At 35.4% G+C, this 24,792-nt stretch carries 22 protein-coding genes; 19 read left to right on the plus strand and 3 right to left on the minus strand.

Going from position 1 to position 24,792, the window contains the following annotated elements; genetic code table 11:
* The first annotated feature begins 793 nt into the window (after nt 1-793).
* The 8 genes from FJR08_RS13160 (at nt 794) to FJR08_RS13195 (ending at nt 9,748) form a co-directional block, all read left to right on the plus strand.
* Entirely contained in the window at nt 794-1,390 is a 597-nt protein-coding gene (locus FJR08_RS13160; protein ID WP_148760480.1) for a helix-turn-helix domain-containing protein, read from the plus strand.
* Between the two features lie 21 nt (nt 1,391-1,411).
* Nucleotides 1,412-4,132: a peptidase domain-containing ABC transporter gene (locus FJR08_RS13165; RefSeq protein WP_168633466.1), complete on the plus strand. Its 2,721-nt coding sequence runs from the start codon at nt 1,412-1,414 to the stop codon at nt 4,130-4,132.
* A gap of 70 nt (nt 4,133-4,202) precedes the next feature.
* Entirely contained in the window at nt 4,203-5,741 is a 1,539-nt protein-coding gene (locus FJR08_RS13170; protein ID WP_168633467.1) for an HlyD family efflux transporter periplasmic adaptor subunit, read from the plus strand.
* Nucleotides 5,742-5,881: 140 nt separating this feature from the next.
* Complete coding sequence (locus FJR08_RS13175; RefSeq protein ID WP_168633468.1) at nt 5,882-6,151, plus strand: hypothetical protein; 270 nt, start codon at nt 5,882-5,884, stop codon at nt 6,149-6,151.
* A gap of 74 nt (nt 6,152-6,225) precedes the next feature.
* Nucleotides 6,226-6,483, plus strand: coding sequence for a hypothetical protein (locus FJR08_RS13180; RefSeq protein ID WP_015079887.1), 258 nt, complete (start codon nt 6,226-6,228; stop codon nt 6,481-6,483).
* A gap of 306 nt (nt 6,484-6,789) precedes the next feature.
* Nucleotides 6,790-7,203, plus strand: a complete 414-nt coding sequence (gene arfB / locus FJR08_RS13185) for an alternative ribosome rescue aminoacyl-tRNA hydrolase ArfB (protein WP_168633469.1) — start codon at nt 6,790-6,792, stop codon at nt 7,201-7,203.
* A 118-nt stretch (nt 7,204-7,321) separates the two neighbouring features.
* A complete protein-coding gene (locus FJR08_RS13190; RefSeq protein WP_168633470.1) occupies nt 7,322-9,388 on the plus strand; it encodes a hypothetical protein in 2,067 nt (688 codons plus the stop codon).
* Nucleotides 9,389-9,400: 12 nt separating this feature from the next.
* Nucleotides 9,401-9,748, plus strand: a complete 348-nt coding sequence (locus tag FJR08_RS13195) for an STAS-like domain-containing protein (RefSeq protein ID WP_168633471.1) — start codon at nt 9,401-9,403, stop codon at nt 9,746-9,748.
* On the opposite strand, the gene uvrB is transcribed toward FJR08_RS13195, so the two are convergent.
* Nucleotides 9,745-11,742 carry an excinuclease ABC subunit UvrB gene (gene uvrB, locus FJR08_RS13200; protein WP_168633486.1) on the minus strand — a complete coding sequence of 666 codons (1,998 nt, stop codon included), beginning with the start codon at nt 11,740-11,742 and terminating at the stop codon, nt 9,745-9,747. The genes FJR08_RS13195 and uvrB overlap by 4 nt on opposite strands.
* A 356-nt stretch (nt 11,743-12,098) precedes the next feature.
* On the opposite strand from uvrB, the gene FJR08_RS13205 reads away from it, so the two are divergent.
* Complete coding sequence (locus FJR08_RS13205) at nt 12,099-12,539, plus strand: hypothetical protein (protein ID WP_168633472.1); 441 nt, start codon at nt 12,099-12,101, stop codon at nt 12,537-12,539.
* Nucleotides 12,540-12,667: 128 nt separating this feature from the next.
* A complete protein-coding gene (locus tag FJR08_RS13210; RefSeq protein WP_168633473.1) occupies nt 12,668-12,910 on the plus strand; it encodes a hypothetical protein in 243 nt (80 codons plus the stop codon).
* A 131-nt stretch (nt 12,911-13,041) separates the two neighbouring features.
* On the opposite strand, the gene FJR08_RS13215 is transcribed toward FJR08_RS13210, so the two are convergent.
* The gene (locus FJR08_RS13215) at nt 13,042-13,599 is read right to left on the minus strand and encodes a Uma2 family endonuclease (protein WP_168633474.1); all 558 of its coding nucleotides are present in this window, start codon (nt 13,597-13,599) and stop codon (nt 13,042-13,044) included.
* A 306-nt stretch (nt 13,600-13,905) separates the two neighbouring features.
* On the opposite strand from FJR08_RS13215, the gene FJR08_RS13220 reads away from it, so the two are divergent.
* From FJR08_RS13220 to FJR08_RS13245, 6 genes are all read left to right on the plus strand, one after another.
* Entirely contained in the window at nt 13,906-14,079 is a 174-nt protein-coding gene (locus FJR08_RS13220) for a hypothetical protein (RefSeq protein ID WP_015079891.1), read from the plus strand.
* Entirely contained in the window at nt 14,076-16,145 is a 2,070-nt protein-coding gene (locus FJR08_RS13225; protein ID WP_168633475.1) for an AAA family ATPase, read from the plus strand. Before FJR08_RS13220 ends, FJR08_RS13225 begins: the two co-directional genes overlap by 4 nt.
* An 86-nt stretch (nt 16,146-16,231) precedes the next feature.
* On the plus strand, nt 16,232-16,408 hold the full coding sequence (locus FJR08_RS23000; RefSeq protein WP_174763432.1) for a hypothetical protein: 177 nt from the start codon (nt 16,232-16,234) through the stop codon (nt 16,406-16,408).
* A 167-nt stretch (nt 16,409-16,575) separates the two neighbouring features.
* Nucleotides 16,576-17,136 (plus strand): Uma2 family endonuclease, encoded by a 561-nt coding sequence (locus FJR08_RS13235; RefSeq protein ID WP_168633476.1) that lies wholly within the window; start codon nt 16,576-16,578, stop codon nt 17,134-17,136.
* Between the two features lie 113 nt (nt 17,137-17,249).
* Nucleotides 17,250-17,723, plus strand: coding sequence for a DNA phosphorothioation-associated protein 4 (locus FJR08_RS13240; RefSeq protein ID WP_168633477.1), 474 nt, complete (start codon nt 17,250-17,252; stop codon nt 17,721-17,723).
* A 35-nt stretch (nt 17,724-17,758) separates the two neighbouring features.
* Complete coding sequence (locus FJR08_RS13245; RefSeq protein WP_148760504.1) at nt 17,759-18,697, plus strand: HNH endonuclease; 939 nt, start codon at nt 17,759-17,761, stop codon at nt 18,695-18,697.
* 10 nt (nt 18,698-18,707) lie between these two features.
* On the opposite strand, the gene FJR08_RS13250 is transcribed toward FJR08_RS13245, so the two are convergent.
* Nucleotides 18,708-20,306, minus strand: coding sequence for a DGQHR domain-containing protein (locus FJR08_RS13250; protein WP_168633478.1), 1,599 nt, complete (start codon nt 20,304-20,306; stop codon nt 18,708-18,710).
* Nucleotides 20,307-20,486: 180 nt separating this feature from the next.
* Here FJR08_RS13250 and dndC point away from each other — a divergent pair, with 180 nt between their 5' ends.
* The 3 genes from dndC (at nt 20,487) to FJR08_RS13265 (ending at nt 24,781) form a co-directional block, all read left to right on the plus strand.
* Nucleotides 20,487-22,112 carry a DNA phosphorothioation system sulfurtransferase DndC gene (gene dndC, locus FJR08_RS13255; RefSeq protein ID WP_148760508.1) on the plus strand — a complete coding sequence of 542 codons (1,626 nt, stop codon included), beginning with the start codon at nt 20,487-20,489 and terminating at the stop codon, nt 22,110-22,112.
* A gap of 210 nt (nt 22,113-22,322) precedes the next feature.
* Nucleotides 22,323-24,311, plus strand: coding sequence for a DNA sulfur modification protein DndD (dndD, locus tag FJR08_RS13260; RefSeq protein ID WP_168633487.1), 1,989 nt, complete (start codon nt 22,323-22,325; stop codon nt 24,309-24,311).
* A gap of 95 nt (nt 24,312-24,406) precedes the next feature.
* Nucleotides 24,407-24,781 (plus strand): four helix bundle protein, encoded by a 375-nt coding sequence (locus FJR08_RS13265; RefSeq protein WP_053540436.1) that lies wholly within the window; start codon nt 24,407-24,409, stop codon nt 24,779-24,781.
* Nucleotides 24,782-24,792 lie beyond the last annotated feature (11 nt).

Below are 24,792 nucleotides of genomic sequence, written 5' to 3' on the forward strand. Positions count from 1 at the left end.
GTAAAGAAATGTAAAATCGCTGAAAACTTCTTTACTCTTGCCTCTTGCCTCTTGCCTCTTGCCTCTTGCCTAGTGCTATGACGACAATTTTCAACGCCAACCTACTTATCAGCTTTAAGTTGATATAAATTTTATATGAAGAGATGATGAAGTTTAGATGAAGATTTTATTTTTTATATAAATTTTAGAAGAAGATATAGCAGAATTTAAAGATAACAATCAAAGCTTCATCACTTTTTTATCTAAACTGAATGGCTCAGTCTCAGCTATCGAGTAGACGATTTCATATTTAAGAACGTCTGCTGATGAGAGTTTTCTCATTTTAGGCTAGTGTAAGAGATAGATTACATCTTTCTGAGCTTATCTATTTTGAGGCTGCAATTTTTAGCACAATTGTTCCATAATTATTGGGTAATTAGAACTGCATGAACTTAAATATTTGAGGATTGATTAACTTCAATACCAGTGTTTACAAATATCTGGAAATCTAAATTAGAGATAGTATCATGCGCTAGGTAAATTTTGAGAATGATTAACTAATGCAGATAAATTTGGTATGAGAAAGCGAATTTTTTGGACTTTATTTATGGGTGTTTTACCAGACAGTGCTGTTGATTGAGGGACATAACAGCTATGCCTGCTGCATAGATATTGAGAATCACATAAATACTCATGAAACATCCTCCAAATTAAATACTGAATATCTGTGAAATTTCTGGCATCTGTCTTTGAGCAATCGATGTAACAGATAAATTTGCCCAAATTTGAAAGTAGAAGGCAACTGGTAAGAATTATGTCATCTTATTCTCATCAAAATCGGGTTATTGATATTTACGATGGTTATGAAAGTAAGTTTTTAACGCCTTTTCAGCGAAAGACATTGCTAAAAAATTTACAAAGCAATTCACAACCAGAATATCGGCGACGAATTGAGATTATGTTGTTAGCAGATATGGGCAAATCGCAAACTCATATTTGTGACATGATTGGTTGTTCTCAGGAGATGGCTAGGTATTGGATAGGTACTGCTGAGGCGGGGATGGCTCACAAATGGAATCAGCGCCCATTGGGTAGACCAAAGATTGTTAATCATCAATATATTGAAAGATTGAAGGAATTAGTCAATTCTAGTCCCCGTGAATATGGCTATGCTTTTGGTGATTGGACGGCGCAATGGTTGAGTAAACATTTAGCGAAAGAGTTGGGAATTCAAATTAGCGATCGCCACATTAATCGCCTCCTTAAACAAATGGGACTTTCTACTAAACATAAAAGTTCCCCATTGATAACTACTGAAAATCAGGATTTAGCAATTAAAATTAGTGATTTGCATTCTCCGCCTGAACCTAGTTTTCATTGGTCATTGAATCTCATGCAGACCAATAAATAATAGTGTTTTGGAGGTTAGGAAATGCTATCAGCGTTTTCTCAGGAACAGTTAGTTACACACATTAGGCAAGTCTTGGGTGATGGCTTATCAGATCAAGCAGTTATAGATTGTACCAAGGCTTTAGAAATTATTGAACCACCAGTAGCAAAGCAATTTTGGCAAGCGACAACAGCAAAGCCGGGAATTTATGTTGTGCTGACTGGTAAGGTGAGATTACTTGATAGCTCGAACAATTTAATTAATACTCTCACTTCAGGGTCATCATTTGGGGAGTTAACTTTATTTCCAGAACAAGATTTTAGCAGTTATGTGGCTAGAGCTTCTATGAATTTAAAGGTTGCCTATCTTCCCCAAGAAATATTAACTAAGGTAATGGGAGAGTTTCCTAGTGTTTATCATCTTTTGCTGAATAAGGCAGAGCTAATTAACACTGCGAATTCTTCAGAAATTCCGCTGATTGAAGCCCCAAGAACTGTAAATAGTGCCAATTTACCTCAACCAATAATTCCCCCACCAACACAAGTAAAAAAACGCCCTCAATACTTTCCTATTCCTACGGTAGTTGTTGGTAATTGGTGGCGTAAATTTACTAAACGCTATCCATTTTTTGAACAACAAAGTGCTGCTGATTGTGGTGCTGCTTGCTTAGTTATGGTTGGCCGTTATTGGGGAAAAAACCTGAGTATCAATCGGCTGCGGGATCTGGCTAATGTTAGCCGGAGTGGTGCATCCATGCGAAGTTTGAGTGCAGCAGCAGAAAGCCTTGGTTTTGCTACCCGTCCGGTGAAAGCCAGTTTGGATAAATTTGCCCAACAATCTTTACCAGCGATCGCTCATTGGCAAGGTAGACATTACATTGTTGTCTATGAAATTACCAAAAAACAGGTAATTGTTGCTGATCCCGCTATTGGCCAACGTCAGCTTACTATTAAGGAATTTCTTGCAGGTTGGACTGGTTACGCTTTACTATTACAGCCTACAACTTCACTCAAAAAAACGCAAGAAGCTAACACGCCATTTTGGCAGTTATTTGATTTAGTTAAACCGCATTTTCAGGTTCTCTTAGAAGTATTTATTGCTTCGGTATTAATTCAGGTATTTGGATTAATCACACCTTTATTTACTCAACTTTTATTAGATAGAGTCATTGTTCAAGGTAGCATCTTAACTTTAAATACTGTCGGGTTTGGATTGTTAGTTTTTGGGTTGTTTCGGGTTGCTATTAATGGGTTAAGACAATATTTACTAGATCACACCGCTAATCGCATTAGTGTGGCTTTAATGGTGGGATTTATTAAGCATACATTTGGCTTACCTCTGTCATTTTTTGAGTCTCGTTATGTGGGAGATATTGTCTCTCGTGTTCAGGAAAATCAAAAAATTCAACGGTTTCTGACGGGTGAAGCTCTATCTATTGGCTTGGATTTATTAACAGTTTTTGTTTATGTGGGATTAATGTTTTGGTACAGTCCACCAATGGCATTAATGACATTGGCAATTGTGCCACCCTTTGTGTTATTAACATTCTTTGCCACACCATTTTTGCGGCGGATTAGTCGAGAGGTATTCACAGCAGGAACTTTGGAAAATAGTTATTTGATTCAAAGCTTGACGGGAATTTCTTCGATTCGCTCAATGGCTATTGAACAAACAGTTCGTTGGCATTGGGAAGAGTTGCTAAACAATTTAATCAAAAAGAACTTTAGTGGTCAAGTAATTAGTAATCAACTGCAATTAATTAGCTCTACTATTCAATCTTTAGCAAGTACAGGGTTGCTCTGGTTTGGCGCTTGGTTAGTCATTCAAAATCAACTTACTATTGGTCAGTTAGTTGCTTTTAATATGTTACTGGGTAATATTATTCAGCCTTTCCAACGATTAATTATTTTGTGGAATCAGTTACAAGAGGTAATTGTCGCTACAGAACGAATTAATGATGTATTGGAAGCACAACTAGAGGAAGATTTAGAACATAACCCTCGACAATTCTTACCGAGATTAATCGGGAGAATCCGTTTTCATAATGTTACCTTTCGCTATCATCCCGAAAGTGAGATTAATATTTTAGAAAATCTCAGTTTTGAAATTTTACCTGAGCAAACTGTAGCAGTTGTTGGGCGCAGTGGTTCTGGAAAGACAACACTTTCTAAGTTAATTTTGGGTTTATATCTAGCGACAGATGGAAGAGTTTTAATTGACAATCAAGATGTTACTAGTATTTCCTTACATTCTTTGCGATCGCAAATAGGAGTTGTTGATCAAGATACATTTTTATTTGGCGGAACAATTCGGGAAAATATCACAATTGCCCATCCAGAAGCCTCTTTAGAAGAGATTGTGGAAGCTGCCCAACTTGCAGGTGCAGATGAGTTTATCAAAAGGATGCCAATGGGTTATGAAACCCAAATTGGTGAAGGAGGCGGAATGTTATCTGGAGGTCAACGTCAACGGTTAGCAATTGCCCGGGCTTTACTGGGAAATCCGCGACTTTTAATATTAGATGAAGCTACAAGTCACCTTGATGCTGAATCTGAACGGATTATTCAGAACAACCTCAAAAAAATTCTGCAAGGACGTACAAGTGTAATTATTGCTCACCGTCTTTCTACAGTTCGTCATGCTGATCTAATTTTAGTTTTAGATCGTGGTGTTTTAGTAGAAAGCGGTACACATGAAGAATTAATTACCAAAAAAGGACATTATTTCTATCTCAATCAACAACAATTAGCACAAACAAATTAATTGTTTAATAACCAGATCCCCGACTTATTGAAGAAGTTGGGGATCTATAACCAGAATTCTAAAATTATTTATGCCACAGTCAGTTTACACACAACCAACAACTACCATAAAGCCGCAGAATCAAACTGAATCTACTGCTTTTATCCAAAATCAACTTCAGACTCAGACATTAAATAAAGCCCAAGATTGGTTTTATGGTACAGAAGAATTATTAGATGCTTTACCAAAAGTATGGACTCGTTCCATGTTGTATTTATTAGTCAGTTTTGCCGCAATTATTTTACCTTGGGCAATGTTAACTAAAGTTGATGAAACAGGAAGTGCTAGTGGCAGAATAGAACCCAAAGGGGCAACACAAAAATTAGATAGTGCGGTAACTGGTAGTGTAGTTGCTGTTAATGTTAAAGAAGGTGCAATCGTTAAAGCTGGACAGGTATTAGTAGAAATGCAATCTGATGTTTTACAAACAGAAATACAGCAAATAAAAGATAAATTAGATGGGTTAAAAAATCGACAATCTCAACTGGAAATACTGAAGAATCAAGTCTTCATGGCAATTAATATTCAACGTCAGCAAAATCAATCTCAATCATTAGAAAAACTTGCTCAACTTAATCAAGCCCAACAAACATTTGAGACTAAAAAAAGTGCCTATAATTTCCAGAATTTGGAGAAATTAGCCCAAATTGATCAGGTAAAACAGAATATACGATCTACTCAAACTAACTATAGATTAGCTACAAGTCGGTTACGTCGAGATGTTGCTGAAGTTGAACGTTATCGGCTATTGTTAAAGCAAGGAATAATTTCTCAAACTAAAGTAGTAGAATTGGAAAAAATTGCCGAAGAAAGTCAACGTTCACAAGAAGAAGCAAAATTTAATCTGCAAACAGCACAGTTACGACTAAAAGAAGAAGTCAGCCGTTATCAATCACTAATGAATCAAGTTCGCTCAGATATTGAACAGGCAAAACTACGTTTACAAGAAGAAGAAAATAGTTATAAAAGTTCTATGCAAGGAGGAGAATTAGTTTTATTAAAAAGTCAGGAACAGTTTAAAGACATCCAAAATCAAATAATTTCTCTTCAATCAGAAATGATGCAAACAAAAGGACAGCTTGCATCTTTAAATTTACAACTAAAACAGCGAATTGTCCGCTCTCCTATTGATGGAATAATTTTTGAATTACCTATTAAAAAACCTGGTTCTGTGGTACAATTAGGACAAATGATTGCTCAAATTGCTCCCGAAAATACCGCTTTGATTTTGAAAGCCCGTATGCCCAGTCAACATAGTGGTTTTGTCAAGGTAGGAATGCCAGTAAAAATTAAATTTGATGCTTATCCTTTCCAAGAATATGGAATTGTATCAGGACGGATTAGTTGGATTTCACCTAACTCTAAAATTCAAGAAAATAGTTCTAACCGAATAGAAACTTATGAATTAGATATCGCTTTAGAAAATCCTTATATTCAAGTTGGCAATAAACAGATTCCTCTTACCCCTGGACAAACAGCAAGTGCCGAAGTAATCATTCGTCAACGTCGAGTTATTGACTTTATTTTAGATCCATTTAAGAAGTTACAGAAAAATGGTTTAGAGCTTTAAATAAGGTATTATCCTGAAGACATAATTCAATAAATTATGTCTTTTTTAATAGACGTTAATATGCAACTTTTTGATTATTCCTAAAAGAAAAATGTCAGAATTAAGTAGTTAAATGAATTAAGGATTTTGAGGATACGATAATGGAGAAAATAGTAATTAATGACTTATATCCTAGTCATTTAGTAACCTTTATTGATGATTTAAAAATATCAAAATTAGATATTTTATTAGGGGGAGATTTTTGGAGGGGGTATCCCAATTTAGGGCTAAGTCCTAATGTTTTTATAACCACCGTTTATGATGGACTAAACAGCATATCAACAACTTATGAAGGAGCCGGTAGTTTTCATGATAATAAATTTAATACGATAGATTACGCTCGGACAGTTAATGCTTGGGTAAATCGGTAATTATTTTAGCAGATTCAAGGGCAATTTTGTCACGTTTACCAGAACTATTCACTGTTTGATGAGGAAATAAGATCATGGCTACAATCATAATTTCTGACTTACAGGAAAAGACATTTTTGGATGACTTAAATTCAGAGCAAATACAGCAAATTTTAGGTACTGGTATTTTACCTTTACCTTTCTTGGGTGGACGTGGTTCTAATGTTGCTTTAACCACTGTTTATGATGGTATAAATACCCTGGAAACAGCATATCGTGGTCCATTTAGTTTCTACGATAATAAGATCTTTACTCTTGATCTTGCCAGAAGTGCTGTTTATTTAGTATTGTGAATAATTTTTAGTGGTTGTTTTTTCTTCCTTACACCCTTTTTAAAGCTTACCTAGTGGTCTGTCAAATTTATTTTGACAGGTAATGATCGGAAAAAACTTCTGTTTTTCCCTCCCCTACTCCCCCTGCCCCTCTTCTCCCCCTGCTTGCCTTTACCCGTCATTTTTGGATTGACAGACTACTAGGAGGAAGTAAAAACTTCCTCTTTTTTGTTGTTCTTGCTGGTAGCTGATAATTGTTTACAGTTATATGAAAATTGCTGTATGTTAGGATATAGTATTATAGATATAAATTACTGCATATAAGCAATGATAGAAATTTCCCAGACAGTAATTATTCCTGATAGCGATATTGAAATTAGTGCAATTCGTTCTCAGGGTGCAGGTGGTCAAAATGTTAATAAGGTGGCTACTGCTATTCATTTGCGCTTTGATATTGGGGCTTCTTCCTTACCGGAAATCCATAAGGAACGGCTTTTAAAGTTGAAGGATAACCGCATTACTATTGAGGGAGTTGTGGTGATTAAAGCGCAGGAATACCGCAGTCAAGAACAGAATAAGGAGGAAGCTTTAAGACGACTTCAGGAACTGATTAAAAGTGTGTCTGTTTTACCTCGAAAACGTAAACGAACTAAACCAAGTCGCAATTCTCAAAGAAAACGTCTTGATAGTAAAAACAAGCGGGGACAAATTAAGTTGACTAGAGGAAAAATTACAGAATAATCACGACGCTATTACTTTGATGAGAAATATTGTACTGCTGTGGATATTAAATTTATGCTATTATAATACTTAAATACCGACAAAATTTAACGTCTTCACTTAAAAAGCTGCATAACATATGTCTTTAGAAATTAAATTTAGAAATCTGGTTGATACTACAAGCTCAACATTAGCTGAATATGATATAAAAGAGTTAGATTTATATAGGCAGTATGAGCATTATGGAATAGCTTATGATTATGCTTTGACATCTGAAATAGTAGAGCTTCATCTTCAAAGAGTAGTGCAAGAATCTCTTTGCGCTGGCTCTAATTTTCATGTATCACATCTGCGAAAATTGAGAGATCAATTTATTCTACATTATATAATAGATGAACAATCTTTACAGCCTTATTTTTATATTCTAGAGAAAATCCTTCAATTTATAACAAATGGTAGTATTTATTCGTTAGATACCGAAAATCAATGGCGAAAAGCTATTCAAGCAGTTAAGGATATTATAACTCTGAGTGCAACCCCTAGCGTGGAACACCTTGAAAGAATATATAAACGTCAAGTTGCTGTAGGTTATGCAGCCAAAAAGTTAAGGAAAAAAGGCTACAAATTGACTACTGAAGATGGAAAAATAATAATGGACTCTTCAGATCAAGAGAGTTTAATAAAACAACTTGAAGCTGATATAAAATTTCTTGGTGGGATAAACATAACTACTCGGTTATTTGCTTGGATAGAGAATGAAAATTTGTTTGATCATGAGCAAGAAAGATATCATTTAGTCCGTAGTTTTTCACATGAGCCAATTGAACCTATAGCTTATCTCCTGAATCTTGCTGTAAAAAATTCTTTAAAATCATCTATATTCATTCCTGGTTCTCCATCAGAAACTTGGCAAAGATTAATTGAAACTTCTACTGCATTTACAGCAATATTTGATGTACAACCTTATAGCCAAATTGAAATATTTATCCAAAGAATAGACAATTTAGTTAAGTTTTTACACGATATTACAGTTTATGATAGTATATTTACTCTAACTCAATTGCGACCATCTGATGTTTTAAGAATTCTACGTGGTTTGTTGACGTGGATTGATAGAGATTTATTTACAACTACAACAGGGTTAAATTTAGAGCAAATATTTGATGTTATAGAGACAATTATTCAATCAGCAAATTATGATAGAAAGCCAACTTATTATGATTTTCAATCCCTGTCATCAAGAATGCCTAATATTTCTCACCAAAGTCTGAGAAAAATCTTAGATATTCTATCACATGAAAAATCTGCCAATCAAAACTTTAAATTACCCAATGATATTTTATCTGTAAATTTTCAATTTAAGCCTCTTTTAAAAACAAGTAACGACGAATATGTAATGTTAAATCCATCATGGTGTTCACCTGCTTTCTATGAAGCAATAGTTTCTCATCTCAAAGAATATTATGATAAAAACATCCATAGTACATTAGGAAAAAAGCTTGAGAAATTTATTAGACAGGAGTTCAGTAAAAAGGATATATCTTATTCTCATGGTTATTATGATAATGGGAAAAACACAGGAGGAGATTGCGATATTGTTGTAGAGACTAGTGATACCATTATATTGATTGAAGTCAAAAAGAAATCATTAACAAGAGAAGCTAGAAGTGGTAATGAGTTCGATATTTTTGTTGATATGGCTGATAGTCTTATAAAGGCACAAAGTCAGCTTTTAAACGCAGAATTATTAATTAGAACACGACCCGAAGGTTTGGAACTTGATACTGGTTCAACAATTCATTTAAATGATAGGAATATAGCAAAAGTTGTTATTACACTATTAGACTTTGGTGGACTTAATGATAGAAATGTTGTATTTTTACTTGAATCAATAGTAGGAAAACTAGAACAGGAAATCAGTGTTAACAGCTTAAAATTAACAACGAAAAAGGAAACCGAAACCAAACAGATTATAGAAAATATTCAAAAACGATTAAAAGAACTAAATAATTTACAATCTACTACTTCCAACTCTTCACCTTTTTTCAACAGTTGGTTTCTGAGTCTTCCACAGTTATTAGTTTTACTCGATAACGTAAATTCTAATGACTCGCTAAAAACAGAATTATGGAAAACGCGCAGCTTATCTGCAAGTACACTGGATTTTTATCGTGAATATTCATTTGCTAGAGATTTGCTAGGGTAAGGAGATAGAGAAATGATATACAAAGTTTATGATATCGTCGGTGAGTATGCCATCACCGTTGATGGTGGACAAAAGCTATATAATCAGATTCATCCATATTTATTACGTGGTGAAACTGTGGAATTAGATTTTTCAGGGGTAAAAGTTTTTGGTTCTCCATTTGTAAATTTTGCATTTGGTCAATTGTTGAAAGATATCCCAGCAGAGAAGTTACGTCAATTGCTTGAATTTATCTCTCTCAATGCTGATGGACTGGATGTTATAAATCATGTAATGGCTAATGCTAAACGATATTACTCTGATGAAAAATATCGAAATGCGGTAGATACTGTGATTACAGATATGGCTATAACTTTTTAACGTCCCAACATTTTATCTCGTAGATGCTTAATGCGATCGCGCAATTTTGCAGCTTCTTCAAATTCCATCTTCTTCGCTGCTTCCTTCATCTGTTTTTCTAAAATTGTAATTAACTCTGGAATATCTTCCACCGATAATTCATCTAAATGTTCATCAACCATTTTTAAATCAGTTGCATTTAACCGCCGGGAAGCATCTAAAAATGATAAAATTGAATTAGTTTGTTTTTTAATAATCGGTTGCGGTGTAATTCCATGCAATTTATTATAAGCCGTTTGAATTCCTCTTCTTCTATCAGTTTCATCAATGGCTTTAATCATACTACCTGTTAATTTATCAGCATATAAAATTGCCTTTCCTCTAATGTGACGGGCTGCGCGGCCGATAGTTTGAATTAGAGAACGTTCAGTCCGCAAAAATCCTTCCTTATCTGCGTCCATAATTGCAACTAACGAAACTTCAGGTAAATCCAAACCTTCCCGCAATAAATTTACACCGACTAACACATCAAAAACACCATTTCGCAAATCCTGTAAAATCTCAATCCGTTGGATGGAATTGATTTCTGAATGTAAATATCTGATTTTAATTCCCCTCTCTGCTAAATATTCAGTCAAATCTTCCGCCATGCGTTTAGTTAATGTAGTAATTAACGTTCTTTCTTGACGGTCAACTCGATCTTTTATTTCTCCTAATAAATCATCAATTTGTCCTTCCGTGGGACGCACAAATATTTCTGGGTCAATTACTCCCGTCGGTCTAATTACTTGTTCAATAATATTCTCTTCCGAAATTTCCAATTCCCAATTTCCTGGAGTTGCAGAAACGAAAATACATTGATTGACTTTTTGCCAAAATTCTTCGGCTTGCAAAGGACGATTATCCGCAGCACTGGGAAGCCGAAAACCATGATCTATTAATACTTTTTTTCTCGCTTGATCTCCATTATACATTCCGCGAATTTGGGGAACGGTAACATGAGATTCATCTATCACTAATAACCAATCTTTGGGAAAATAATCAATTAAACATTCTGGTGGTTCTCCTGCTTGTCTACCTGCTAAATGACGGGAATAATTTTCTACGCCGTTGCAATATCCCACTTCTCGTAACATTTCCAAATCATAACGGGTGCGTTGATCAATGCGTTGTGCTTCCACTAATTTACCCATTGATTCTAATGTTAATTGTTGCTGTTTTAATTCGGTGGCTATATCTTCACAAGCTATTTCTACTCTTTCTTTAGGAGTAACAAAGTGACGCGCAGGGTAGATATTTACTGCTTCTAAACTGTGGAGAATTTCCCCACTCACAGGATCTACATATCTAATTGCATCAATTTCATCACCAAAAAATTCCACTCTAATAATTCTATCTTCGTAAGCAGGAGAAATTTCTAAAACATCACCCCGAACTCGAAATTTTCCTCTCCCCATTTCGATATCATTGCGAGTATATTGAACTGCTGTTAAATCCCGTAAAACTTGACGCGGATCAATTTCCATTCCCAATTGTAACCGAATTGCGGCTTTGAGGTATTCCGCCGGCATTCCTAAACCGTAAATACAACTAATTGAGGCGACGACAATCACATCCTTGCGTTCAAATAAGGAACGGGTGGCGGAATGTCGTAACATATCTATTTCTTCATTAATCGCTGATGTTTTTTCTATATAAGTATCAGTAACGGGTAGATATGCTTCGGGTTGATAGTAATCGTAATAACTGACAAAATACTCAACTGCATTATGAGGAAAAAACTCCCGCAGTTCGTTACACAACTGGGCGGCTAATGTCTTATTATGGGCTAATACTAGGGTAGGTCTACCGACTTTTTCAATGACTGCGGCTATGGAAAACGTTTTACCGGTTCCTGTCGCACCCAGTAATGTTTGATAATGATTTCCTGTTTGAATACTAGCAGAAAGTTGTGCGATCGCTTGTGGTTGATCACCGGTGGGGACAAAAGGTGCTTGGAGATTAAAATCCATTATCTAGCTTCAACGTTACACCTAGCAATTCTACACAATTTCTCAGTTTTACGTTGGGCGCGAATTTTTTTTCGGGGTTTGGCTTGCAACATCGCCGGCGATGTGCTATATTAGTATAATCGAGTGGTGATAAAATTTTTATAGAGGCAAAAATTCCCATTATCATAGTATCACGCCTAGCGGCGCGAGTCAACCCCCAAAACCATTTAAATTCAAAATTTGATGATTCTGAAAACCTTGATACCTCGAATGGGTTGACAAAACCCTCGGTAAATAGGATACTAATTTAGTCGGGGGTCAAAATTTATGCCCTGCCGAATCTGTTGATTTTCATAGGAATAAGCCTAAATTGTCTAATTATGACCTTACAATCTTTACATTTGTTACTAGGCAAATTATTTGCATTAATTATTTTTTATGAGAGTAAAGAGAATAATTGTTATTACTTAGAAACTGATGATTGGAAGAAATATCAGCATTCAACAAATGAGATTACACTATCATATATCATATCTCGTGCAGAAAAATTGATTTTAGAAAAACAGATTAAAGATGTTTTTTACCTTTTAAAATCAATATCTATTATGTATTCTAACTTAGAAATACCAACCCGTTCGGTTCTAGTTGATAGCCACTTCAAAATGGGGTTATGGAGTAATTTACCAGATGATGAAAATTATATTTTATTAAACGATATTCAAGAAGAAAATCAATATAGTGATTCCGATGAAGAACTACCTGATCACGGAGATATATCTGATTATTATGGTACTTTAGTAGATGATGGGCAGTATGAATAAATCCTGTATAATAAATCAGGAGTATTTATGAAACCAGAATCTTTGCGTTTGTTACAACGTTTTTCTTTACCTCGCATTATACATTATATTGGATTTTAGTAGCTCAATAGTAAAAAAGAGGTTATTAAATGCCTGATCTACTAGCAGCAGATGTAAGCGTTGAAATTGATGGAACAGTTTATAACGGGCAATATACCGTTAACATGAAACTTCAGTCGCTTACTGTAATGTCTGAATATGGAGTAGAGACTACCGATACTTCATATCCATCACCTTCTCGGACACCATTGGAAAACAATAAAGGAAAGGCGCAGCTTGTCTTGCAGAGAATAGTAGAAAAATTCCTCGTGAGAACAAAGAAGAATTACTGATACTTTCCTCATAAACTCCCAGTAGCGGTAGGGGTGGGATTATAGCGATATAGTCCTGCTACCCGACCACAGCCTAGCCTTGATCATCCAGGTAATCGCAGAAACAACACAAAATCCTTCTGAATCTATTGTTAAAATCCTTGTAGTAACCGTTGAATAGAAATTTTAATTTCTGGAAATGCTAAGGGAGATATTTCGCCGAAGGTAAAGGCTAATTCTCTAGAATAATTACCATTTATTGGTTCTCTAAAGACTGTTAATTGTTGATTTTTTAAGTCTACTACCCAATACTCATTAATTAATGCAGCAGCATAAGTTTTGCGTTTTATTTCTAAATCTTTACTTAAAGTAGTTTTAGAATATTCGATTAACCAAAATATATTTTCAGGATAAGGATGATGACTGCGATAAATAGCCCGCAGTGGTTCAACTATTGCTAAATCTGGTGCTGGTTCTGAATTGCTATTAGGTATTGTAATCGGTTTTGCATCTCTTACCAGTGCTTTTGAACCGAGTAATTCCCGCAAATATTCAGCAGAATCAGTATTAATTTGCGCGTGTTCTGGTCCTTCCGGTGCCATGTTGATAATTTCTCCATTTAGTAGTTCAACTTGACGACCAGCTAAAAGGCCAATTTCAATCATACGATGATAGTCGTCTAAACTCCATTTAGCAATAGTAACTGTCATAGTTAGTTTTTCTAAAGCTAGGGTACAATTTTCATTTTAACTTGAATTTGATATAGCAGGGAACAGACTTGAAAGTCTTTTAGTTTATAGATTTTCTGGTCAATTGTCTATCTCATCCAAGTATATACCGCCATAATAGTCGGTTTTAACCGACTTGAGCTATTAGACAGGGAATTTATTCCCTGGCTTCTGGCTTCTGGCTGCGTTAAAATTTGTAATGAACCAAAGGCTGGTTGTGCATCCCGATTATATAAAAATAGTATCAGAACTGGTTAAAATAGAAAATAAATCTATTGCTGTTTTGAAATGATACCAGAAGCAAATATTGAAGATGTTCAAGAACCAATTACCAGCGCACCACCGGAAGTGAAGCAAATTATTGAGAAGGTATGGAGGTTGGAGAAAAGTCGGTTAGATAGAAAGAGTAAGGGTCATATTAATGATGATATTCTCACTATTGTGAAGGAAGCGGTACAATGAAGCTAACTTCGATTAAATTATGTAATTTTCGTTCTTTTTATGGGAAAACTCCAGAGATAACTTTGGCTGGTGGAGATGTTCGCAATACTACTATGATTTATGGTAGTAATGGCGCAGGTAAAACTAGTATTTTGAATGCGTTTACTTGGGTTTTATATGAAAAGTTTAGTGCGGCTTTTGCGTCAACGGAACAGTTAGTAAATAAACGCGCGATCGCAGAATCTCAACCTAGTCAACCTGTGGAATGTTGGGTGGAAGTTGGTTGGGAACATGAAGGTAATCGTTATCGCGCTACTCGTGGTTGTCGGGTTTATAAAAATGAAAGTGATGTAATCGAAGCTGGGAAAACTCAGTTAAAAATTCAAGTTGCTGGAGATGACGGAAAATGGTATTTCCCACTTCAGCAAGCTGAGGAAATCATTACTCAGATTTTACCAGCAAGTTTACATCAATATTTTTTCTTTGACGGTGAACGGATTGAAGAAATTGTCCGTTCTGATAATAAAGCGGAAATTTCCGAAGCAATTAGAACTTTTTTGGGTGTGGAAGTTATTGAACTTTCGATTAAACATTTGAAAGATGCTAAAAAGAGTTTAGAAACTGAGTTAAAACATATTGGTGACGCGGAAACTAAACAGTTATTGACTCAACAAGAAAAGCTGGAACTGGAAATTGCAACTATCAATAAACGTCAAATAGAAATAACGCAAGAATTGGAATATCAACAGACGTTTAAAAAGGAGGTTAGTAATAAATTACGAGACTTGAGTGCTGTTAAGGAATTACAGGAAAGAAAGCAAAGTTTAGAATCGCAAAGAGATAGTTTGCGAGAAGAGTTGAAGAAAACACGGGAGAATTTAAAAAAGACTATTTCCGCACGGGGTTATACTGTTCTGTTATCGGAAACTACGGCTAAGTTTCGGGAAATATTTACAGATTTAAAACAAAAGGGTGAATTAACAGCAGGAATTTCCCGGGAATTTGTCAATGATTTACTCAATAGTGGACGTTGTATTTGTGGTGCAGATTTAAGGGAAGGAACTCATACTCATTTTCATGTGAAGAATTTAATGAGAAAATCTGGTTCTTCAACTGTGGAAGAAACCGCAATTAGAATGAGCGCACAAGTTGATGAAATTGATAAACAAGCAGTTGATTTTTGGGAAGAAGCGGACAGGGAACAAGCCAGAATTCAACAGTTACGGGAAAATCTTAATCAAGTTGAATTGGAATTAGCGACTATTCAAGAACAACTGCGAAAAGATCCCAATGAGGAAATTAGCAGTTTACAAAAACGTCTTGATGAAATTGAAGCCAAAATTGATGAATTAAATCGAGAACAGGGTGCAAATCAACAGGAAGTTTCTCACCTGAAAACTGATACTGATGCTTTGATAAAACAAATATCTAAGCAGAAACAAAATGAGGAAAAACAATCTTTAGCACAACGTCGGATTAATGCTACTCAAGATGCTATTGAACGGTTATCAGAAGTTAAAAACCGTCAAGAAAATCAATTTCGTCTGCAATTGGAACAGCGAGTACAGGAAATTTTCTCAGATATGTCTTTTACTCCTTATGTCCCCAAGATTAGCGAAAAGTATGAGTTAAGTTTGGTGGAAAATACGACTGGAATTGAAGCACCAGTTGCAGCTTCGACGGGGGAAAATCAAGTTCTCAGTTTATCTTTTATCGCTAGTATTATTGATAAGGTGCGTGACTGGAGTGAGAAGCGAAAAATGATTATGCTTCCTGAAAGTAGCACTTTTCCGATTGTTATGGATTCTCCTTTTGGGAGTTTAGATGTTAATTCTCGTCGTCACATTGCGCGAACTATTCCTAAGTTAGCAAATCAGTTGGTTGTGTTGGTGACTAAGACTCAGTGGCGGGTGGAGGTTGAGGAGGAAATTGCTGATAAGGTTGGGAAGGAATATGTTTTGGTTTATTATTCTTCTAAGCCTAATTGTGAACAGGATTTTATTGAGTTGGGGAGAGAAAGATATGCTTTGGTTCGACAGAGTTTGAATGGTTTTGAATATACGGAAATTGTTGAGGTTGAACGGTAGAAGAGTAACGAACCACAGAGACACAGAGAACACAGAGGAAGAAAGTTTATGGTAGTTAGTTCTTTAGGTTTGGTTGGGATGAGTTTATGGAAGTTGTTGAATATCCTGATTATCAGCAAGGAAGATTTTATTTTTATCAAAATTACATGAGGGTAGAAATGTCACCAGTTGGTTCAATTCATGGAAACAATAATAATGTGAAGCTAAGTAGTGAGACAGAATTAATTACACAATGTCATTGCGAAGGGAACGAAGTGAAATGAAGCAATCGCAAGGGTTGTGATTGCTTCCCTTCGCTCGCAATGACTGTAAATATTTTTGTCCAATTACTTATTCAATGTAGTTTAACTCAAGATGATGGTGAGGTTAATCGCTGGTTGTTGCAAATTTTTAGTTAATTTGTTTTACGCAAAATTAGGAGGTAAATGTTATGATTGCTAATTTTGAGAAAAGTTATATGAGTCCTCTGGAGTATTTGGAATGGGAGGAACAGCAAGATATTAAATATGAATATATCAATGGTGAAGTTTTTGCTATGACTGGGGGAACTATTCCCCATACTACTATTGCTTTAAATTTGGCTTCTGGGTTAAAAAATCATTTGCGTGGGGGTAAATGTCGTCCTTTTATGGCAGATGCTAAAGTGGGTATATCGGAAAATGGTCCGTTTCATTATCCTGATGTCATGGTAAGTTGTGATGAACGGGATAAACAAGCTATTAAGTTTATTCAATTTCCTTGCTTAATTGTTGAGGTGCTTTCTCCGAGTACGGAAGCTTATGATAGGGGGGGTAAGTTTCAGCAGTATAGACGGATTGAATCTTTGCAAGAATATGTTTTAATTAGTGCTGATAAAATCGGTTTGGATTGTTTTCGCTTAAATGATAGGGGTTTATGGGAGTTACATCCTTTTGTTGAGGGTGATGATGTACATTTAGTTAGTGTTGATTTTACTTTTCCTCTTTCTCTGGTTTATGAGGATGTTTTTTGATTTTTTGTTTCGCGCAAAGACGCTAAGGAGCAAAGGCGCAAAGAATAAGGCAAGAGTGTGGTATCAGTAGGTTAGGTTTGGTTTATGATGTTAAGGGTGTATATTTTATAATTATGGCTGCAAATAGAATCAAAATTGCTCAGGATAAGGCTGAGTTGGTGAAGTCGTTACTAGCGTCTAAGGAAACACCGGGACTTTTCCAAACTTATGTGGAGGTGATGATATTTGCGGCAGCATTAGGAGTAAAGTATAAAAAAAGTGTTCCTCTGGGAGATACTACAAAAAGAGAGCCTTCTCCAATTCCACAAGAAAATTTTGCTTCACTGGGTTATGACAAAATTATCAAATTATTAGGAATTGTTGAGACAAGTGATATCCAAATACTTGCTTCTAGAGAAGATGTATATGAGGATAAACGGACTCAAGTATTTGAAGAGTATGCTAATGGGGGATTAGAAATATTACAAAGTGAATTGCGCGGAGTTGTTGATTATGAAATACAATTTCTATTGATTTTAAGAAAAGCAATAGATTATCAAGAAAATAATATAGAAGGAGAATTTAATTTAACTAGATTTTTAAAATAATCCATTTTGTTCGCGTTTTTATAAAGTAGTGAGATATGAATAGTCTTCGTTTTTATTGTGAAAAGTTTTCTAAGTTAAAAGTAAGTAGTAGCCGAAAACGTGGTAATGCTCAATATAAACCAATATTACTTTTAACCGTAATTGATTTGATTATGAAAGGAGTTATTACCAATAATCAAATTTTTGTCTCAGATGAATTAATTCAAGCTTTTAATAAATATTGGAATGTTATTGGCTCACAATCTTATAAAGGAGGTTTACACTATCCATTTTTTCATCTTCAAAATGAGGGATTTTGGCACGTACAAATAAAAGCAGGTTTTAATAATTTACAACCAAAAACAACTAACCAATTAAAACAGGCTGTTGAATACGCATATTTAGACAGTGAATTATTTAACTATTTACAAGATGAATCTTCTCGAAAAGAATTAATTGATGCACTTGTATCCGCTTTTTTCTCGGATAATGAAGATGAAATTGAAGAATTTTTACAAATTAATCAAACTTTTCAAGATTATCCAGAAGTAGAAAAACTAGATGATATTGAAAATTTACCTAACAACCCTAAATGGAGTTTAAAAAAAACACTAATTAGAAATGCCTTTTTTAGAAAAGCGGTTGTTTCTGTATATGATTGTCAATGCGCTTTTTGTGGTTTAAAAGTTACTAAAACTGGTAATCAAAATATTGTTGACGGCGCACATATAAAACCATTTTCTGCTTTTTATGACAGTAGAATACATAACGGAATAGCACTTTGTAAAAATCATCATTGGGCTTTTGATAGAGGTTGGTTTGCTGTTGACGATAAATACAAAATTATCGTTAGTAAAGAATTAGAAGAAGTATCTCCCCATGCTAGAACAATAACGGAATTTCATGGGGAAATACTCATATTACCGAAAGTAGAGAAATATTTTCCAGATATTGAAGCTTTACAATGGCATCGTCATCATATATTTCAGCCATAATTAGCTATTATTATAAAATAATCGGAAGTCCTACATCTTGCGGTTTTACCAACTTTCCATCAAAACCTATAGTTTGTTCTTCCATTGTCCTAGCATTAGCTAAAGCTTTACGTAAAGCCGTAACTTCCATTTTTTCAGTCATTCCTCCCAACATATAAATGAATAACTTCACAGCTAAATCTTTTCCTACTACCTGTACCCGCTTTTTATTGGGGTCATATAAAACCCCATACCATAAAGAGTGAGGATATTCCATACTACTAAAACCCCCTTGACGGTCAAATTTCTCCAACTTCTTAAAAATATCCGTCAAAGCAAAATCTTTTTTAAACACCAAAGTTCCCAAAGCTTGCGCTAAAGCAACTTGAGAAACTGGACGAAATAACATATTTCCCTCACCTCCGTCTTTTTCAAAATGGAAGCGCCGCAAAACAGTTGTATCTTCGTGTTCCAATATTTTATAACTGGGAAGATTAGCTAAATGATCAAAAAGTAGTCTAAAATCGGCAATTCCTTCCTGAATTTCTTCATTTTCTGGACGCATGGGAATTAACCCTTTTTCCAAAGGTTTCCAATGGGGGAACTTTTGCCCCAAATATCTTTCAGACATATCTTGTAAGGCTTGCAGAGTGGTTAAAACTGTAGAATTAGCGGCTACTGTGGCACTATTCCAATTAACACGGGGATTGCGATTAGGTTTTTGTTCTAAAAGTGGATGTGTAACGGCAATTTTTCGCGCTACAATAGCAAAACCATCATCTTCATTTAATTGTGCTAACTGACCTTTAGTTAAAGGTGCAGCCATCAAATTTACATGAACGAAAATTGATCTTACCCGTCGTTTTGCTTCTGTATGAGTTTCCCCGGTATTCACCGCACAAATAAATTCAATGCCAATTTTTTCTTTAGATAAACTTTGTAAATAAGCAGGTTCTACTTGATATTTCTCAATCAAATCAGATAAAGTAATAAAACTTTCATCAGCAGTTTTATCCTTTTTATAACGTTGGAGTTTACCAGATTTAATTAATTCCATTAAACCCTGTACACCCATTAATCTATGTTGACCATCTAAAGCATAAATTGTCACATTCTCTTCAGAAATATTCAGTAAACCGACTTTACTATCTTTATCTAAAGGTATAAAATCAGTAGTAGCTTTTTTAGCCCGTCCTTGACTATCCCACTCCGCTGCTTTGGGGTTATCTACCCAAGGTTGATTAATTACTACCAGCACAGCCGGAAATTTATGGTTTTTTCGCGCAGCTAAATACTGTACTAACGGTGCTTGACGCGACCAGTCAACAGGACGTTGTTGAATGTCATCAATACTATCAGCATCAATTTCAATATTCTCTGTCTCTGGGTTGTACTTTTTTTGCAGCAGGGGTAAACCAGACGCAAAATGTACCCGTCCCGCGAACCATTCCAATGTCACAGAACCTACATAAGCCTCAGTACCACCCATTTCTGTCTTTTGGACAAGAATTTGGTCTTTCTTCTCTAAAAACCTGTCTAGCAGTAAAGCTAATACCTGTTTATCCTGATTTTCCCGTTCTAAATACTCGTTAGCGAGTTGATTATTTAGTGTATCTGTATTATCATTCATGTTAATTTTTGAAAACTTAGTGACTAAATCTTGCTTTATTGTCCGAAAAAATGGATACTAGGGATGCGATTTTTAAAAATATGCTGCACGCATAGCTTAGATTTATTTATATACTAGATGATTCCATTCCCCCAAAGGGAAGTATTGATTCTATGTTCATGTATCCACAGGTAGGGAAAAATGACTACAACACAACAGCCAGAAAATAAAAATCAGCCGAATCGTACTGTACCAGAGTTAGTGGAGTATATCCAAGCTTTGACGACAGAAATTCAAGAATTGTATTGTTTAGATGAGATACCTTGGGTAGTAGGCTATTCAGGTGGAAAAGACAGCACTGCTACTTTACAGCTTATTTGGAATGCAATTTCTGGACTTCCAGCGGAAAAAAGAACTAAACCAATTCATGTAATTACGACAGATACAGGTGTAGAAAATCCCTATGTTTCTGCTTGGGTAAAAAGCTCATTAAAACAAATGGAAGTAGCGGCTGAAGAGCAAAAAATGCCAATACAACCTCATTTGCTGCAACCAGAAACTAAACAAACATATTGGGCAGGTTTAATTGGTAAAGGCTACCCAGCACCGCGCAATAAATTCCGCTGGTGTACCGGACGGCTAAAAATTGAGCCTTCTAATCTTTTTATTCGTGACGTTGTGAGAGCTAATGGTGAAACAATAGTTATTTTAGGAACTCGCAAAACTGAAAGCATAACTCGCGGTTTGATAATGATGAAACGTGAAGCAGGTCGGGTCAGAGAGCGTCTTTGTCCTCATCCTAATTTGATAAATTCTCTACTTTACACACCTATTGAAGATTGGCGAACTGATGAAGTTTGGCTATATTTAATGCAGTTTTCAAACCCTTGGGGATATAGCAATAAAGATTTATTTACTATGTATAGAGGTGCAACAGCAGATAATGAATGTCCTTTAGTTGTTGATACTTCTACTCCTAGTTGTGGAAGTTCTCGCTTCGGTTGCTGGGTTTGCACATTGGTTAACAGTGATAAATCTATGCAAGCAATGATTCAAAATGATGAAGAAAAAGAATGGTTACAACCATTAGTTGATTTTCGTGCTGAATTAGATGTTGACCGTGACCGCGAAAAAAGAGATTTCCGTCGTATCTGGGGAGAAGTTCAATTATTTGAACGTAATGTAAATGGTGAAGCATCTATTGAACCTATACATGGTCCATATACAAAATATTGGCGAGAATATTGGTTAAGAAAATTATTAACAGCGCAAAAAGAAATGCGTGAAAATGCGCCCGAAAATATGCGCGATATTACCCTTATTTCTCAAGCAGAATTGAGTGAAATTCGCCGAATATGGTTAGAAGAAAAACACGAATTTGATGATAGTGTCCCCCGCATATACGAAGAAGTCACAGGAGAAGTATTTAAAGATCCTCGTCCTGGTGCAGATCAAAGCATACTTGGTAGCGATGAATGGGGAGTATTAGAAGAAATTTGTGAAGGTGACGGAATGCACCTAGAATTAATGGCCAGACTATTAGATACAGAAAGACAATTTAAGAAAAAAACTCGCCGTGTGGGTATCTACGAAAGCCTAGAAAAATGCTTTGATACAAGTTCCCGTTCACCAGAAAAAGCGATCGCAAATGCCCATTTAAAACGGGATTTAAGACAAGCAGCATTAGAAGGTGATGTTGCCACAATTCGGGAAAAATTCAAACAATTAAGTTTAGGAGATACCGCCGAAAAACAAGAGAGTAAACCACAAACTTGGGCTAACTTCAAATATGCACAAAAGAACCCAGATGATAACCCAGACCAATAGAATATCCTCCCCACCCTCGTTCCTAGCCTCTGGCTGGGAATGCCAATCTTGAGGTTCTACCTCAACTCATTATAACCGAGGCAGAGCCTCTTGACAACATTCCCTGTCAGAGACAGGGAACGAGATAAATATCTCCTTTCTCTCTTTCTCTGTGTCCTCTGTGCCTCTGTGGTTCGTTTAAAAAAACTAGAATACCCAACCCAAAAACCCATGATCTTCCTAGAATTAGTCCTGCAAAACTTCGGTCCTTATGCTGGAAAACAAATCATCAACCTCAACCCCGAAATTGACGAAGATAACGCCCGCCCAATTATCCTTTTAGGAGGAATGAATGGCGGCGGAAAAACCACCCTTATGGATGCCATTCGCCTCGCATTATATGGACAACGCGCCCAATGTTCAACCAGGGGAAATCTGAGTTATAGTGATTTTTTAACCCAATGTGTAAATAGTAAAAGTACCCCCACAGAAAAAACCAGAATTGAATTAGTTTTTGAACATATCGAAGAAGATAGACCAATAAAATATCGCGTTGTCCGAACTTGGGAAAAAAATCCTAAAGACGGAAAAGACCAATTAGGAATATTAGGAGATGATGAAACATGGCCAATTGATTCATTAGTAAATATTTGGGATGAATATATAGAAAATATTTTACCTTTAGGTATTTCTAATTTATTTCTCTTTGACGGTGAACAAGTTAAAGAACTTGCAGAACAGGAAATACCCCCGCCCATAGTTGTAGATGCTATTAACGGACTTTTGGGTTTAGAATTAGCTGATAAATTGGCAATTGATTTAGAGATATTAGTAAATCGCAAAAAACGGGAATTTGCAGATACTAAAGATTTAGAAAAATTAGCAGAAATAGAAACCCGACTTCAGGAAAAACAGGCAGAATATGAAAACAATCAGATAAAACTAGCAGATATAAATATTCAAGTTACAGAATTAGAAAAAGTTCATGAAGAGGCTTTAGATAGATTTGTGAATGAAGGTGGTAAAATTGCTGCTGAACGTAGTCAGTTGGAACAACAAAAGGAAGAGAAAATTAAAGTTGCGAATAATGTCCGTGAATCTTTGTGTGAACTAGCTGCTGATGTTTTACCTTTAGCCTTAATTAGTCCTTTATTATCTCAAGTGCAAAGACAGGGAGAAAAAGAACTGAAAACTCAACAAATTCAATTAGCGAAAGATGTCTTAATTGCTAGAGATGAAAGATTATTGAATTGGCTACAACAATTAAATCTAGAAACTAATAAACTTACTAATATTCAATCTTTTTTAGCTGAAGATATCAATAACTTATATACTAATAACTTATCAACAGAAAATAATTGGTTAAATGGAGATGAAGAAAGTTTAAGTTTACTTGACAATATAACTTATCGTTTACAGGTTTCCCAAAACACCGCCCAAAAGCAATTAGATGAATTAACTAATTATGAAGAAGAAATCCTCACCTTAGAAAGACAAGTACAAACTGCGGCTGCACCCGAAGAATATACAAAACTACAAAAAGCAGTAAAAGCAGCACAAACTGAATTTAATAAAATTAAATCTCAGTCAGACATAATGACTCAAAAACTGATAGAATTAGATACAGAAACCAAAAAATTGAGACAAGAACTAAATGAATATACTGTACAAAATATCAAATATCAAAATAGTGAACATATTATTGATTCTGCATTAAAAGTTCAACAAACATTAAAAGTATTTCGAGAAAGATTGACTTTGAGAAAATTGAATAAATTAGAAGAAGAAGTCAAAAACTGTTTTCTATATTTATTACATAAATCAGACCTAGTACATCGCATAGCTATTGATAGTAAAACCTTCGGCTTATCATTATATGATTTAAACGGAAAACAAGTCCCCAAACATCGGCTTTCCGCCGGTGAAAAACAACTATTAGCGATCGCATTTTTGTGGGGATTAGCCAAAGTATCAGGAAGACGCTTACCCATAGCCATAGACACCCCATTAGGAAGACTAGACTCCTCCCACCGCAACAACCTAGTAGAAAGATACTTTCCCTCAGCCAGCCATCAAGTAATCCTCCTTTCCACCGACACCGAAATTGGCAAAAAAGAATACCAAAACCTCCAAGAAACCGAAGCCATAGCCCGCGAATACCTACTCCAATATAACTCCAACAAAAGAGAAACCACAATCAAAGCCGGTTATTTTTGGTAATTGGTGATTGGTAATTGGTGATTGGTGATTGGTAATTGGTGATTGGTGATTGGTGATTGGTGCTTGGTGCTTGGTGATTGGTTGAAATAAAATTTATGGGAAGACCGGATTTTGAAGAGTTACAAGTTTATAAGTTATCAGAAAAATTAGCAAATGAAATTTGGAAAGTAGTTATGGGATGGGATAATTTTGCTAAAGATACTATTGGTAAGCAGATTGTTCGTTCAGCAGATAGCATTGGAGCAAATATAGCAGAAGGTAGAGGACGTTACAATATTCAAGACAATAAACGCTTTATTAAAATTGCTAGAGGTTCTCTAAATGAAACAATTCATTGGATGCGACTTGCTTATGTTCGTAAATTATTAACAGTTGAACAAGTAAATATTCTCAAACCGTTAATAGAGGAACTTTCACCCAAATTAAATGCTTACTTAAACTCATTGGGAACTGGAAATAGTAACAAATAAGTTTTCCTCAC

This window comes from Dolichospermum sp. UHCC 0260, assembly GCF_009711985.1.
In the GTDB taxonomy this organism is placed as follows: Bacteria; Cyanobacteriota; Cyanobacteriia; order Cyanobacteriales; family Nostocaceae; genus Dolichospermum; species Dolichospermum lemmermannii.

Coding starts and splice junctions, on each gene's coding strand:
- FJR08_RS13195 (WP_168633471.1), top strand. CDS start 9,401: ATGATATACAAAGTTTATGATATCGTCGGTGAGTATGCCATCACCGTT.
- FJR08_RS13215 (WP_168633474.1), bottom strand. CDS start 13,599: ATGACAGTTACTATTGCTAAATGGAGTTTAGACGACTATCATCGTATG.
- FJR08_RS13165 (WP_168633466.1), top strand. CDS start 1,412: ATGCTATCAGCGTTTTCTCAGGAACAGTTAGTTACACACATTAGGCAA.
- FJR08_RS13175 (WP_168633468.1), top strand. CDS start 5,882: ATGGAGAAAATAGTAATTAATGACTTATATCCTAGTCATTTAGTAACC.
- arfB (WP_168633469.1), top strand. CDS start 6,790: ATGATAGAAATTTCCCAGACAGTAATTATTCCTGATAGCGATATTGAA.
- FJR08_RS13265 (WP_053540436.1), top strand. CDS start 24,407: ATGGGAAGACCGGATTTTGAAGAGTTACAAGTTTATAAGTTATCAGAA.
- FJR08_RS13240 (WP_168633477.1), top strand. CDS start 17,250: ATGGCTGCAAATAGAATCAAAATTGCTCAGGATAAGGCTGAGTTGGTG.
- FJR08_RS13210 (WP_168633473.1), top strand. CDS start 12,668: ATGCCTGATCTACTAGCAGCAGATGTAAGCGTTGAAATTGATGGAACA.
- FJR08_RS23000 (WP_174763432.1), top strand. CDS start 16,232: ATGGAAGTTGTTGAATATCCTGATTATCAGCAAGGAAGATTTTATTTT.
- FJR08_RS13170 (WP_168633467.1), top strand. CDS start 4,203: ATGCCACAGTCAGTTTACACACAACCAACAACTACCATAAAGCCGCAG.
- FJR08_RS13180 (WP_015079887.1), top strand. CDS start 6,226: ATGGCTACAATCATAATTTCTGACTTACAGGAAAAGACATTTTTGGAT.
- FJR08_RS13205 (WP_168633472.1), top strand. CDS start 12,099: ATGACCTTACAATCTTTACATTTGTTACTAGGCAAATTATTTGCATTA.
- FJR08_RS13190 (WP_168633470.1), top strand. CDS start 7,322: ATGTCTTTAGAAATTAAATTTAGAAATCTGGTTGATACTACAAGCTCA.
- FJR08_RS13220 (WP_015079891.1), top strand. CDS start 13,906: ATGATACCAGAAGCAAATATTGAAGATGTTCAAGAACCAATTACCAGC.
- FJR08_RS13225 (WP_168633475.1), top strand. CDS start 14,076: ATGAAGCTAACTTCGATTAAATTATGTAATTTTCGTTCTTTTTATGGG.
- FJR08_RS13245 (WP_148760504.1), top strand. CDS start 17,759: ATGAATAGTCTTCGTTTTTATTGTGAAAAGTTTTCTAAGTTAAAAGTA.
- dndD (WP_168633487.1), top strand. CDS start 22,323: ATGATCTTCCTAGAATTAGTCCTGCAAAACTTCGGTCCTTATGCTGGA.
- dndC (WP_148760508.1), top strand. CDS start 20,487: ATGACTACAACACAACAGCCAGAAAATAAAAATCAGCCGAATCGTACT.
- FJR08_RS13160 (WP_148760480.1), top strand. CDS start 794: ATGTCATCTTATTCTCATCAAAATCGGGTTATTGATATTTACGATGGT.
- FJR08_RS13250 (WP_168633478.1), bottom strand. CDS start 20,306: ATGAATGATAATACAGATACACTAAATAATCAACTCGCTAACGAGTAT.
- FJR08_RS13235 (WP_168633476.1), top strand. CDS start 16,576: ATGATTGCTAATTTTGAGAAAAGTTATATGAGTCCTCTGGAGTATTTG.